Annotated in this window: 10 protein-coding genes; 5 read left to right on the top strand and 5 right to left on the bottom strand. The window is 75.0% G+C overall.

The window, feature by feature from the left end; genetic code table 11:
- Positions 1-43: 43 nt before the first annotated feature.
- The 3 genes from J7F03_RS08430 to J7F03_RS08420 all read right to left on the bottom strand — a co-directional run bounded on the left by J7F03_RS08430 (position 44) and on the right by J7F03_RS08420 (position 5,767).
- Positions 44-952, bottom strand: coding sequence for a hypothetical protein (locus J7F03_RS08430; protein WP_374104287.1), 909 nt, complete (start codon positions 950-952; stop codon positions 44-46).
- The gene (locus J7F03_RS08425; RefSeq protein ID WP_214948026.1) at positions 949-3,135 is read right to left on the bottom strand and encodes a right-handed parallel beta-helix repeat-containing protein; all 2,187 of its coding nucleotides are present in this window, start codon (positions 3,133-3,135) and stop codon (positions 949-951) included. The genes J7F03_RS08430 and J7F03_RS08425 overlap by 4 nt, the downstream gene beginning before the upstream one ends.
- Before the next feature lie 2,095 nt (positions 3,136-5,230).
- Entirely contained in the window at positions 5,231-5,767 is a 537-nt protein-coding gene (locus tag J7F03_RS08420) for a DUF3887 domain-containing protein (RefSeq protein ID WP_214948025.1), read from the bottom strand.
- A 402-nt stretch (positions 5,768-6,169) separates the two neighbouring features.
- Here J7F03_RS08420 and hmgA point away from each other — a divergent pair, with 402 nt between their 5' ends.
- Positions 6,170-7,495 (top strand): homogentisate 1,2-dioxygenase, encoded by a 1,326-nt coding sequence (gene hmgA / locus J7F03_RS08415; RefSeq protein ID WP_214948024.1) that lies wholly within the window; start codon positions 6,170-6,172, stop codon positions 7,493-7,495.
- 73 nt (positions 7,496-7,568) lie between these two features.
- Positions 7,569-8,318 carry a GntR family transcriptional regulator gene (locus tag J7F03_RS08410; protein WP_214948023.1) on the top strand — a complete coding sequence of 250 codons (750 nt, stop codon included), beginning with the start codon at positions 7,569-7,571 and terminating at the stop codon, positions 8,316-8,318.
- A 64-nt stretch (positions 8,319-8,382) separates the two neighbouring features.
- Here J7F03_RS08410 and J7F03_RS08405 read toward each other — a convergent pair whose 3' ends face one another.
- Positions 8,383-8,547, bottom strand: a complete 165-nt coding sequence (locus tag J7F03_RS08405) for a hypothetical protein (protein WP_214948022.1) — start codon at positions 8,545-8,547, stop codon at positions 8,383-8,385.
- Between the two features lie 154 nt (positions 8,548-8,701).
- On the opposite strand from J7F03_RS08405, the gene J7F03_RS08400 reads away from it, so the two are divergent.
- On the top strand, positions 8,702-9,919 hold the full coding sequence (locus tag J7F03_RS08400; RefSeq protein WP_214948324.1) for a type ISP restriction/modification enzyme: 1,218 nt from the start codon (positions 8,702-8,704) through the stop codon (positions 9,917-9,919).
- 105 nt (positions 9,920-10,024) lie between these two features.
- Here J7F03_RS08400 and J7F03_RS08395 read toward each other — a convergent pair whose 3' ends face one another.
- Entirely contained in the window at positions 10,025-10,753 is a 729-nt protein-coding gene (locus J7F03_RS08395) for a TetR/AcrR family transcriptional regulator (protein WP_214948021.1), read from the bottom strand.
- A 71-nt stretch (positions 10,754-10,824) separates the two neighbouring features.
- Here J7F03_RS08395 and J7F03_RS08390 point away from each other — a divergent pair, with 71 nt between their 5' ends.
- Positions 10,825-11,793 carry an ATP-binding cassette domain-containing protein gene (locus J7F03_RS08390; protein WP_214948020.1) on the top strand — a complete coding sequence of 323 codons (969 nt, stop codon included), beginning with the start codon at positions 10,825-10,827 and terminating at the stop codon, positions 11,791-11,793.
- Complete coding sequence (locus J7F03_RS08385; RefSeq protein WP_214948019.1) at positions 11,790-12,578, top strand: ABC transporter permease; 789 nt, start codon at positions 11,790-11,792, stop codon at positions 12,576-12,578. Before J7F03_RS08390 ends, J7F03_RS08385 begins: the two co-directional genes overlap by 4 nt.
- The last annotated feature ends 43 nt before the right edge of the window (positions 12,579-12,621 follow it).

The following is a 12,621-nucleotide window of genomic DNA, read 5'->3' as shown; positions in this document are numbered from 1 at the left end:
GGACCGGAGCGGGTGGGGTTCGGCGGTCGCCGCGTCGGGTGCTTCACCGGACGAGGAGCTGGGTCAGGACGAGGTGGGACTCGTGGGTCTCGACCTCGAAGAGGCCCGTTCGGTCAGCCGTAAGGATCAGGGTGGCCTCCTGGCCTGCCGGCAGGGCGAGTTCCTTGTCGAAGCCGTGGACGTGCAGGGTGTCCGCGCGGTCGCTGGTGACGCGCAGGGCCACGCGTTCGCCGCGAGCGACCTCGACGCGGCCCGGGGCCGGGGTGACCTTGCCGCCCCGGACGGTGATGGTGACCGTACGGTCGGCCCGCGCCGCCTCCGGGGACGGAGGCGGGGCGGAGGCCGAGGGTGCGGGCGGGGTGTGGCCGTGGCCGGCCTGGCCGGCGGCCGCGGTGAGCTGGAGCGTGCCCTCGACCGGCTTGCCCGCGACGGCCCAGGCCGTGTGGTCGTCCGCGTAGAGGCGGACGGTCAGGGTGTGTACGCCCTCGGGCACCTGCGCGGCGGGCAGGTGGAACCAAGGGCCGTACAGGCGGGCCAGTTTGCGGCCGTCCAGCTCCAGGTGCGCGTGGCCGGCGCCCGGGAGGGCGGCGCCGCCGGCGCTGTCGGGGGTGAAGTGGAAGTTCTTCACCGCCAGTTGGAGGTTCCAGCCGTCCTCGGAGTCCGGCCGGGCGGTGAGCTGGACCTCCGGCGCGCCCTCGGCCGGGACCTCGCGGAGCCGGTGGCCGGCGCCGTCGTCGGCGGTGAGCAGGGTGCCGACGTCGCCGGAGGCCTGCTCGTGGCTGGTGCCGGGCTTGTGGTGGGTGGTGGCCCGACCGCCGCAGCCCGTCGCCGCGCCGCCGGCCAGGAGCAGCACGAGGGCGAGGAGCGCGGCGGTGCGGCCCGCCCGCCGGGTCCGGCGCGGCGGCGTATCGCAGACGTCGCACCGGACCCGGCTCTCGGAGCGGTCGCTCACCGCGCGTCCCCCTCGGCCGCGCGGGGCTCCGCCTCGGTCTCGGTCTCGGGACCGGGACCGGGACCGGGACCGGGCCCCGCCTCGGCGCTCAGAGCCGGGGCCGGGCCCGCCGGGACGGGGACGCGGTCGCCATCCGGGTCGCCGCCGGGGCCCGCCGGGGCGGCCGGTGCCCCGCCGGGGCGGGCCGCGGCGATGACGGCCCACAGGGTCCACACCACCGCGACGAGGGCCCGTATCCAGGCGGGGCTGAGCGGGATCCAGGGAATCATCAGGACGGCCTTGTCGAAGGCGTCGAGGAGGGTGAGCGCGCCCAGGAGCAGGGTCAGGCGGGCCAGCCACGGGCGGGCGGGGCGCAGGGCGACGCCGATGCCGGTCCACCACAGGCCGAGGCAGAGCAGCGCCAAAGCGGGGACGAAGCCGGCGACCAGCCCCATGGTGGAGCCCGCCACGTCCAGGGCGAGACCCGCGAGGCCGAGCAGGGTGGCCGCCGTGCCCAGCCGGGAGGCGCGCAGCCGGCGCCACCACAAGAGGCCGCCGACCAGGAGCAGGACCGCCGCGACGGCCAGGGCGATCTGGGTTTCCACCCGCTGGAGGCCACGGGCCCCGTACCAGTCGCAGCCGGCCGGGAGTTTGCGCGCCTGGACGCTGTAGTCGGCGCAGACGAGGAGCTGGGCCAGCTTCACCGGTTCTCCGGCCAGGCGGGCCGAGCCGCCGGAGACCGCCCCACGGCGCTCACCGCACTGCGGGAGCGTGCCCGGGGTGGAGCCGTCCGGTCCGGACTGCCAGCAGTTGCCGCGGCCCTGGCCGTCCCACCACACGTCCATGCCGTTGGGGCGGGAGGCGCCGGACTTGTCCTTGCCGAGGATGTTGGCGGCGTAGCGGTTGTGGTGCGAGGTGTCCGCCTGCTTGGACAGCTTCTCCTCGCCCCGGATGAAGGCGGGCACGGCCGAGAGGAAGAAGCCCGCGCGCTGGTGTCCGTACACCCAGTTGTTCTCGTAGAGGTTCCAGTTGCCGCCCGCGGTGATGATGCCGGTGCCCGGGGGCATGGAGATCTGCGGGCAGACGACGCCCTGCTCGTAGCCGCGCTCGGCCGGGGGCTTGGCGCAGGTGCCGTCGGCCACGTAGCGGTAGTAGTCGGTGTTGTTGTCGTGGATGAGGTTGCGCTCGAAGCGGGCGTGGTTCTGCGGGAGTCCGGGGTGGCCGGGGAAGGCGCTGTCCATCGAGGCGCCGCCCATGTTCTGGTCGAACTCGTTGTCGTGCACCCACACCGAGTCGCCCGCGGTGCCGGAGTAGCCGACCATGTTGTGGTGGCTGCGGCAGCCGGTGATCTCGATGGAGTAGCGGGGGACGTCGTAGCCGCGGCCGTCGTTGATGTTGGAGGCGCTGCCGGGGTAGACGCCGGAGTCGCCGTTGCCGTAGGACTCGCAGTTCTTGTACAGCCCGTGGTCGCTGGCGAAGGTCAGGAAGCCGTACTCGTCGTTCCAGCGGGTCAGGACGTCGTCGATGACGAAGCCGTCGGCGGCCAGCACGTACAGCGAGTTGAAGGTCGTGCGCTGCGCGGTGAAGTTGCGGAAGTAGACGCCGTCGGACTTGTCGGCGCGGATCGCGTTCAGCTTCTGGTACTTGGCGTCGATGACGACGTCCTGCCGGGACGCTCCGGTGCCTTCGATCTGGAGGCCGGTCTTGCCGAGGATGGCGACGAGGTTCTGGTTGTGGCGGCAGGCCACCTGCTGCTCGTAGGTCAGGATCTGGTAGCCGAGCGAGGAGTTGGGCGCCGTCAGCGCGGCGCACTCCCCCACCGGCTTGGGAAGCGAGGGCTCCTCCTCGTAGAGGCCGGGGAGGATCGCGATGTTCACGCCCGGGCGGTCCACGGCGTCGACGGCTTCCTGGAGGTGCCGGAAGCCGTTCTTCTCGCAGCGCTCGTAGAGGGCGAGGTTGCGCTGCTTGAGGGCGTCGGGGAAGGCGGCTATCCGGCGTTCGAAGGCCGGCCGGTCCGCCTTGCAGACGATCAGGTCCGGCTCACCGGCGCGGTACTGGGGTACGGAGCCGGTGCCGTCGGGGAGTTCGACGGGGCGCTCCTCGTGCGCGCTCGCGAGGGGCGCGGCGACGAAGAGGGACAGGAGGGCTAGGAGGGCGGCGAGGAGCGCCGACGATACGGCAGGGAACCTGCGGGTCCACGACATGCGCGTGAGAGTAGAGCATTGTTCACCTTTTCGGATCCCCGCTTGCGCGAATAGCCCGCCGGCAGCCCAAGTCGTAACCCGATCCCGCCCGGCCGGAACGAACCGGAGGGCCCCCGCCGCCCCTCCCGCGCGGGCAGCCACGCGGGGTCAGGAGGGCCGGCCCGCCGAACCGCACCGGCCCGGGCAGGCGGGCGGCGGCCCTGCACGGCTTGGGCGCCCTCCGCCGGCGACCCCCTGGCCGGCGCCCCCTGCAACCGGGCGGGAAGCCGAGCGGAGTCGACGACCGAGGGCGCAGGAGGCCCGGACGCCCCGGGGCAGTGGCCCACGGCCGGGTATCCCCCGGACAGGCGGGCGGGGAGACGGCGCACCGGCGACCTGGCGGCGCAGCGGGCCCGGCCGACCCCGGCGGCCCGGATGCGGCGCCGGCCCCGTGACCGGCCAGCGCGGCCGGCTCGGGAGCGGGAGGCTCCGGGGCGGGAGGCTCCGGGGGGCCGGCTCGGGGGCGGACGGCTCGGGGGCGGACGGCTCGGGGGCGGGCGGCTCAGGAGCTCGGGGGCCGACGCGAGGGGCTCGTGACCCGGACGCCGACCGGCAGGCCGGCTGCCCACACGGGGGCCGACGCGAGGGGCTCGTGACCCGGACGCCGACCGGCAGGCCGGCTGCCCACACGGGGGCCCGACCGGCAGGCCGGCTGCCCGCACCGGGGCCCGACGGGCCCGGATGCCGCACGCCCCGACGTGACCGGGCCGGACCGGCGGGCCGGACCGACGGGCAGGACCGCGCGGGTCGCGATCCGCGTGTCGGGCGGGCATGCGCCCCAGGCCGTCTCTTTCGGATCTTGTCAGCCGAGCCCGCGGAGTCTGGTGCCGTTCACGGCAAGGCGGAGAGGCTCCCGCGCACTGGAACGTACCCGGGCACCCCGACAACGCGGCCAGGTGCGGTGCCGGGCACCGCGGGCCCGGCAAGATCCGAAAGAGACGGCCTGGTGCTGCCGGGCCCGCGACCCGGCGCGCGCCCGGCCGCACGGCCGGTGCACCTGGTCGCGCTGACGGTGGATCTCGGGAGGGCCGGCCAACGACGACGCCGCCGCCGCCGGGCGAGCCTGCGGACCGGAGGGTCGAGGCAGGGGCTCCGGCGTCGGCCTCGCCGTACGGCCCGGTAGGGCGGCTGGGCTCCCGTAGGACTCGTCGGCCGGTGGGCCGGACCGGGGTCCAGGGCCGATGGGCCGGACCTGGGGCACCGGCTGGGCCGATGGGCCGGACCTGGGGCACCGGCTGGGCCGGCGGGCCGCGCCGGGGGGGCGATCCCCCGGGCCCGACCAGCTTGCGGCGAAGGGCCGGGCAGGCACGCCGGCCGGGCGGGCCCGGGGGCGATCCCCTGGGCCCGACGAGCCTGTGGCGCCGAGCCGGGCACACCGGCCGGGCGGGCGCACCGGCCGGCCGGGCGGGCCGGTGCCGGCCGGGCGGGCCGGTGCCGTTGTGCCGGCCGGGCGGGCCGGTGCCGTTGTGCCGGCCGAGCGGGCCGGTGCCGTTGTGCCGGCCGGGCGGGCCGGTGCCGTTGTGCCGGCCGGGCGGCGACACGGCACGCTCGGCCGCGAGGATGGTGCACCTGGTCGCCCTGTCGGCGGTCTACGGGCGGGCGGGTGCCGCCACGCCGGGCGAGTATGCGCCCCCACAGCGTGCGGGCATGCGGATCGGCGGGCCGGACCGGCCGCGCCGGGGCTCTGGCTGCATCGGCCGCGCCGGGGCTCCTGCGGCATCGGCCGCGCCGTCCGGCCGGGACGGAACGGCTGGGGGCGGTGCTGGGCAGGGCTGGGCGGGGGCCGGGCCGGGCGGCCGGCCCGGGCTCTGGCTGCATCGGCCGCGCCGGGGCTCCTGCGGCATCGGCCGCGCCGTCCGGCCGGGACGGGACGGCTGGGGGCGGTGCTGGGCAGGGCCGGGCCGAGCCGGGCCGAGCCGGGCCGGGCGGCCGGGTGGCTTGAGGCCCACGACGGGGCCGCCCCATTCGGACCAGTGGCCCGTGATCGCCGGCAGCGCGAACGTCACCTCGCATCGCGTGGACACCCTCGTACAGGAAGCCCCGCACTGAGGTTGATCTACGAGATCGGCACTCCCGGCTCAAGGAACCACAGACCAGCGATGCTTCCGTCCTCGTGGAAGGTCACGCGGAACTCCCCGGGCCCGCGTTCCATGCGCAGCGGCACGTTGACAACGGTGAACTCGCCGAATGTGACGGCCTTGGGATCCCCGTGTGACCGATAGCGTCCGAACGTGTCCTGGTAGGTCGCCCAGGCCCCCGCCAGGGCGTCTGGGGGCAGCAGCTCGCGTGTCGTCGCGTCAAAGCGGGCTGTGGCCGCGGTGATGTCGCCGTTCACGATGTCGTTGAGCGTCTGAATGGCGATCCGGTCGTATCGCGTCTGCGCCGGTGACGCCGCGGCTGGGCCCGCGACCGTCGTGGTGGCGTGGGCCTGCATCGCGGCCCACGCGAACCCGTTGGCCGGCAACAGCGTGCAGGTGGCCAGCGTGACAGCGGCAGCCGCCTGCGCCAGTTGCCTCCTGCTGCGGGGCGTTGCGTCCTTCTCGGGCATCAGGACCACTGCCTTCTCCAGCTCGGTGGCGCCGGATACGTCCATCTTGCTCCACCCGCTCTCCCCATGCATGCCGGGGAGTAGGACTCTCTCAGGGCGGGCCACTCGAAGACGCACCCGTGCTCCGCTCCTGGGTCGAGCCGGAGCGGGGGACGTCTCTACGGGGAGATCGGATCCCCCGCGCCGTCTCGGCGATCCCGCGTTCGACGACACGGCCGTGAGCCGCATCCATCAGCGGTCCGCGCATGCGGCGGCAGCGAACCCCCCGTGCGACTGGGCCCGGCCCCGCGCCGGCAGGCCGCTCCCGCTGCGGGCCCGCGCCGCCGGGCCGGTGGGCGGACGGCCCGGTGTGGGCGGGGGACCGTGGCCGGAAAGGTGGCGTTGACGTCGACGGGATGGAATCCTACTGTCAGGCATAGGATTCCATCGGCAGAGCGGGAGCGTGCAATGAGTGGCGGCAGCAGCGAGCAGGCCAGGAAGACGGCGGAGGCGCTGGACTACCTCACCGGCTTCGGCAACGAGCACAGCTCGGAGGCGGTGCCCGGCGCGCTCCCGATCGGCCGCAACTCTCCCCAGCGCTCGCCCCTCGGGCTCTACGCGGAGCAGCTCAGCGGCAGCGCGTTCACCGAGCCGCGCTCCCACAACCGCCGCTCCTGGCTCTACCGGATCCGCCCCTCGGCCGCGCACCCGCCCTTCACCCGGACCGACAACGGTGCCCTGCGCACCGCGCCCTTCACCGAGGCCCCCGCGGACCCCAACCGGCTCCGCTGGAACCCGCTGCCCGACCCGGCCCCCGGCACCGACTTCCTGGCCGGGCTGTGGACCCTCGGCGGCAACGGCGACGCCGCCCAGCGCGCCGGCATGGCCATCCACCTCTACTCCGCCAACTCCCCCATGACAGACCGGGTGTTCAGCGACTCCGACGGCGAGCTGCTGATCGTCCCCGAGCGCGGAGGCCTGCTGCTGCGCACGGAGTTCGGCCTGCTGAGCGCCCGCCCCGGCGAGATGGCGCTGATCCCGCGCGGGGTCCGCTTCCGCGTCGAGCTGCAGGACGAGACCGCCCGCGGTTACGTCTGCGAGAACTACGGCCGCCCCTTCGAGCTGCCCGACCTGGGCCCGATCGGCGCCAACGGCCTGGCCGCCGCGCGCGATTTCCAGGTGCCCGTGGCCTCGTACGAGGACAGCGAGCGCCCGACCGAGGTGGTCAACAAGTTCTGCGGCAACCTCTGGACCGCGACCTACGACCACTCGCCGCTCGACGTGGTCGCCTGGCACGGCACGCACGTCCCGTACGTCTACGACATGCGCCGCTTCAACGTCCTGGGCTCCATCAGCTACGACCACCCCGACCCGTCGATCTTCACCGTGCTGACCTCGCCCTCCGATACCCCGGGCCTCGCGGGCGTGGACTTCGTGGTCTTCGCCCCGCGCTGGCTGGTCGGCGAGGACACCTTCCGCCCGCCGTACTTCCACCGGAACGTGATGAGCGAGTACATGGGCCTCATCGAGGGCGCCTACGACGCCAAGGCCGAGGGCTTCGTGCCCGGCGGCGGCTCGCTCCACAACATGATGTCCGCGCACGGACCCGACCGGGAGACCTTCGACCGGGCGAGCGCCGCCGAGCTGAAGCCGCAGAAGATCGATGACGGGCTGGCCTTCATGTTCGAGACCCGCTGGCCGATCACCGCCACCGCCCAGGCGGCCGGCGCGGAGCACCTGCAGAGCGGATACGACGACGTCTGGCAGGGCCTCCAGCGCCACTTCCGCGCCTAGTATCACCAGCAAGCAGCGACCAGCGGCCGGCACGACGCCTCGCGCCGGCCGCCCGTCCTACGGAGAACCACCCGTGACCGCCTTCGCCCCCGACTCGCTGGTACTGAACCGGAAGCTTCCGCTCTGGTACCAGGTCTCCCAGTCGCTGCGCGCCTCGATACTGGGGCGCACGGCGGACGCCTCGCTGCGCCTGCCCACCGAGGAGCGGCTCGCCGAGCACTACGGGGTGAGCGTGCTGACCATGCGGCAGGCGCTCAAGGAGCTGGAGGCCGAGGGCCTCATCAGCCGCCACCGGCGGCGCGGGACCTTCATCGAGCCGGCGGCGATGCGCGGGGCCCCGGTGCAGCTGCTGGGATCGGTCGACGCGATCGTCGCGCAGCAGTCGGGGGACCGTACGACGATCCTCGGCCAGGAGCGGACGGCCGTGCCCGGGGAGCTGCTGCAGCACTTCCCGGACACGCCGGAGGTGGTCACGTACCGCCGGCTGCGCCACGACAGCGAGAGCGGCGAGCCGACCAACTGGGCGGAGAACGCGGTGCGTCCGGAGCTGGCGGAGGCGATCGACCTTGCCGATCTGGAGCGTTGGCCGATGACGAAGGTGCTGCGCGACATCGTGAAGGTCGACATCAGCCGGATCACCGACACCGTGGAGGCGCGTCTCGCGGACCCGGCCACGGCCGAGTTGCTCCAAGTGCCGCTGCTGAGCCCGATCTTGCACTACACGGGCGTGACCTACGACAAGAGCGGCCGGGTGGTCGACGTGGCGCGGATCCGCTACCGCGGGGACCGCTTCTCCTTCACGGTGACGGTCGACGCCCACTGACCGCCCGACCGCGCGACCGCCCGACCGCGCGACCGCCGGACGGGAACGCCGAACGGCGAACGGGCTACTTCTTCTCTTCGTCCTCCGTCCCGCGCTCGCCCTCCGCCTGGGACGGAGTGGTCCGCGTCGTCTGGGCGTGGCGCTGCTTCTTCTGGTTGTCGTCCATGTCCTCGTCGAGCCGCTCCCCCTCGGCCTGCGACGGGGTCGAGTACTCGTCGTACTGGCTCATGACCGCCTCCCGGGTCACCTGGGTCGGTGCGGATCCATACACGCGGATCCATACACAAGGAGCCTAACTCTCCGGCCTGGACGAGGCCCGGCCACCGGGCGGCGTCGCTACCATCGGCCGGGTGAGCGCTGACGTACCGCTGCTGGACGAGCTGATGCCCTGGTCCGTGAGTCCCCTGCGCCTGGGACGGGCCTGGGTGGCGGCCCCCGACCCGGCGACCCTGCGCGCCCGCTGGGCGGCCCTGGCGGCCGCCGGGGGCCCCGAGCGGGAGCGGCTGTTCCGCCCGACCCGGGCGCGGACCCCCGCCGCCGGGGCGGCGGCGCTGCCGGGCCGGCGGGCGGGTTCGACGGCCCGCTTCGCGGACACGCCGGGCCCCTGTCCCGAACCCGTACGGGTGCTGCACGAGCCCTTCGACGAGCAGTGGCTGCTGCCCGACCAGCGGCTCATCGACCTGGCCCGCCCGGAGCTGTGGCGGGTCCTGGACGAGCACCAGCTGTTCCTCGTGGAGAGCCCCCGGGCCTCGCAGAACCGGCCGAACCGGCAGAACGCGCAGAACTCGAAGGGCCTGCCCCACCCGGAACCGCTGGTCACCGCGCACCTGCCGGCCGGCCGGCTCGGCCGGATCCGCCCCCTGCACCGCCGCCCGGGCGGCGCCGAGCCCAATCTCGCCCCCGGCCTGCTGCCGCTGCTCGGCGAGCACTACGGCACCTGGGTCACCCCCGAGGACGTGCTCTGCTGGATCCTCGCGGCGGGCCGCCCCGGACCGCGGGGCTACGAGGTCCCGCTCACCGCCGACGCCACGCGCTGGCGGGCCGGGCTGGAGCTGGGCCACCGGCTGCTCTCCGTCCGGCTGCGCGGGGCGCGCGGCGGCGAACCGCCCCGGCTGCCGGGCGGGCGCCGGCCCTACGTCCGCTCGGCGCTGCCGGCCTGGCCGCGCGAGCTCTCGTACGACCCTGAGAGCGAGACGCTGAGCATCGGGACCGGGACCGTCTCCCCCGTCCCCGCCGCGGCGTGGGAGTACGAGGTCCAGGGCGTCCGGGTCCTGGAGGCGTGGTTCGCCGCCCGGCTCGCCCACCGGGACCCGGAGGCCGACGGACTGGAGGCGCTGGGCCCGGCCGAGTGGCCCCAGGGCTGGACCACGGAGCTGCTGACCCTGGTGACGACCCTGGCGCTGCTGGCCGAACTGGCCCCGGAGCGGGCGGCGTTCGAGGCCGGACCACCCCTGGACACGGCACAGCCGGACGCGGCGGGGCTGGACACGGCGGGGCTGCGCGCGGCCGGGGTGCTGCCGCCACCGCGCTGGGCCCGGCGGCCGGCCTCGGTGCTGGACCACCAAGAGGAGGGCCCTGGCGGGCAGTTCGCACTCCTCTGACCCGCGCCGGGCCGCACGGGCCGGGCCTCGCCCGGCACCGCGCGCCCCGCTCCCCCGCAAGGCCACAAGCCCCGACACAGCCGCCCCAGCCCCCCAGCCCAGCCCCTAGTCAGTCCCCCAAGCCCCCAGCAGCCGCGACACCGACCGGTCGAACACCTCGGCGGGGTCGGTCAGTTCGCCCGGCACCCCCGGCGCGGTCGCGAGGACGCCCGCCAGTAGCGGGTACTCCCCCGTCGCCAGCCGGGAGCCGAGCCAGGCCGCCCGTACGCCCTGTTCGGCCGCCTCGCTCCAGGGGAGTTGGCGGGCCCGCTCGGCCAGGGCCAGCTCGCCCGCCACGAAGGTCGCGACCGTGCCGTTGACCGCGGCGATCAGCTCCAGCTTCTCCCCGCCCGGGGCGTCGAGCGGCGCCAGGCAGGCAAGGCTGTGCTCCAGGTACCGCAGGGCGTTCGGGCCGAATCCGTGGACCGGGCTCAGCAGCCGGGGCAGCCAGGGGTGCCGGTGCATGAGGGCCCGGGTCTGGCGGGCCAGCGCGAGCTGGTCGGCCCGCCAGTCGCCGGCCGGCGGCTCGAGGTCGTACTCCCCGCTGACCGCGTCGACCATGAGCTCGTACAGGTCCTCCTTGCGCGGCACGTAGTTGTAGAGGGACATGGTCCCGGCGCCGATCCCGGCCGCCACGCGCCGCATGGAGACGGCTTCGATCCCCTCCTCGTCGGCGATCCGCGCCGCCTCGGCGGCGATCGACTCGCGGCTGTGCGCGGGCCGGGGGCCGCGACCGGCCCGCGGCGGGCGGGCCCAGATCACTTCGGGTTCAGCGGAGCGGCCGCTGGGTGTCATCGCTCATCACCTCGTCCATCGCCCTCCATCGTAGTTACGTACGCCGTACGTAGTCGGGTAGGGTGCACTCCATGACTACTACGTACGCCGTACTTAGTGAGGGTCTGGAGAAGAGCTACGGCGAGGTCCACGCCCTGCGCGGCCTCGACCTCGCCGTCCCGGAGGGCACGGTCTGCGGCCTCCTCGGCCCCAACGGCGCGGGCAAGACAACCGCCGTCCGGATCCTCACCACCCTCACCGCGCCCACCGGCGGCCGCGCCCTCGTCGCCGGCCACGACGTCACCCGGGACCCGGCCGCCGTCCGCCGCGCCATCGGGGCCACCGGCCAATACGCCTCGGTCGACGGGGACTTGACCGGAACCGAGAACCTCCGGCTGTTCGCCCGTCTCGCCGGACTGCGCGGCCGGGCCGCCCGGGACCGCGCCGGCGAGCTGCTGGAGCGCTTCGGCCTCGCCGAGGCCGCCGACCGGGTGGCGGGCACCTGGTCGGGCGGCATGCGCCGGCGGCTCGACCTGGCCGCCGGACTGGTCACCCGCCCCCGGGTGCTGTTCCTCGACGAGCCCACGACCGGCCTCGACCCGGCGGCCCGCCGGCAGATCTGGACGGCCGTACGGGATCTGGCGCGCGAGGGCACGACCGTGCTGCTCACCACCCAGTACCTGGAGGAGGCCGACCGGCTCGCCGACGACATCGTGGTCGTGGACCACGGCCGGGCCGCCGCCACCGGCACCCCGGCCGAGCTCAAGGCCCGGATCGGCGCCTACGCCGAGGTCTGCGTCGCCGGGGCCGAGGGCCTCGAGGGCGCGGCCGCCGTGCTCGATCAGCTGACGGGGGGCCTGCCCGCCCTGGACCCGGAGCGCCTCACCGTCGGCGCGACCGTCCTCGACGCCGGGCTCACGCTGCCGCGGATCGTCCGAGCGCTCGACGCGGCCGGCATCGACGTCACCGACGCGAGCCTGCGCCCGCCCACCCTCGACGAGGTGTTCCTGCGCCTCACCGGAGCCCGTCCCGCCACCGGGTTCGAGGAGCACGCCGCATGAGCACCCTGCTGTCCGACGGCGGCGCCGTCCTGACCCGCCAGCTGCAAAAGGCCCGGCACGCCCCGGCCCTGCTGATCCTCACCCAGACCATGCCGGTCACCATGCTGCTGTTCTTCGGCTACGTCTTCGGCAGCGCGCTCGCCATGCCGGGCTCCGAGTACCGGCAGTTCCTGGTCCCGGGGCTGCTCGCCGCCACCGCCGCGAACGGCCTGATGACCGGCATGTTCACGGCCGCGCAGGACGCGCACCGCGGGGTGATGGACCGCTTCCGGACCCTGCCGATGAGCCGGACCGCGGTGCCACTGGGGCAGACGGCGGCGGACCTGGTGACCACCGCCGTCTCGATGGTGCCGCTGATGCTGGTGGGGCTGGCGATGGGCTGGCGGGCCGAGAACGGCCTCGCCGGGGCGGCCGGGGCCTTCGGCGTCCTGCTGCTCTTCCGCTTCGCCACCGCGTGGGTCGGGACCTACCTCGGCCTGCTGAGCAAGAGCGAGGAGGCGGCGGGGCAGATAGGGGGCGCGACCTTCGTCCTGCCGATGCTCTCCAGCGCGTACCTGCCGACCGCCGGGCTGCCCGGGTGGCTGCGAACGGTCGCCGAGTGGAACCCGATCAGCGCGGTCGCCACCGCCGTGCGCTCGCTGTGCGGAAACGTCGGAGGCGAGGACGCGGCCGGCGCCGCCTGGCCGGTCGCGCACCCGGTCGCCGGGGCGCTGCTCTGGTCGCTGGCCCTGCTGGTCCTGTTCGTGCCGGCGGCCACGCGCAGGTTCGCGCGTGGCCTCGGCTGAACGCGGACCACGACGCCGCGCTCGGCGCCCGCGGGCACCGCGC

It is taken from the genome of Streptomyces sp. ISL-43 (genome assembly GCF_018614195.1).
Lineage (GTDB): Bacteria > Actinomycetota > Actinomycetes > Streptomycetales > Streptomycetaceae > Streptomyces.
The sequence above is the reverse complement of the archived record's forward strand: the minus strand, read 5'-3'. Positions and strand labels throughout refer to the sequence as shown.

Coding starts and splice junctions, on each gene's coding strand:
- J7F03_RS08390 (WP_214948020.1), top strand. CDS start 10,825: ATGACTACTACGTACGCCGTACTTAGTGAGGGTCTGGAGAAGAGCTAC.
- J7F03_RS08400 (WP_214948324.1), top strand. CDS start 8,702: ATGCCCTGGTCCGTGAGTCCCCTGCGCCTGGGACGGGCCTGGGTGGCG.
- J7F03_RS08395 (WP_214948021.1), bottom strand. CDS start 10,753: ATGACACCCAGCGGCCGCTCCGCTGAACCCGAAGTGATCTGGGCCCGC.
- J7F03_RS08385 (WP_214948019.1), top strand. CDS start 11,790: ATGAGCACCCTGCTGTCCGACGGCGGCGCCGTCCTGACCCGCCAGCTG.
- hmgA (WP_214948024.1), top strand. CDS start 6,170: ATGAGTGGCGGCAGCAGCGAGCAGGCCAGGAAGACGGCGGAGGCGCTG.
- J7F03_RS08425 (WP_214948026.1), bottom strand. CDS start 3,135: ATGTCGTGGACCCGCAGGTTCCCTGCCGTATCGTCGGCGCTCCTCGCC.
- J7F03_RS08405 (WP_214948022.1), bottom strand. CDS start 8,547: ATGAGCCAGTACGACGAGTACTCGACCCCGTCGCAGGCCGAGGGGGAG.
- J7F03_RS08420 (WP_214948025.1), bottom strand. CDS start 5,767: ATGGACGTATCCGGCGCCACCGAGCTGGAGAAGGCAGTGGTCCTGATG.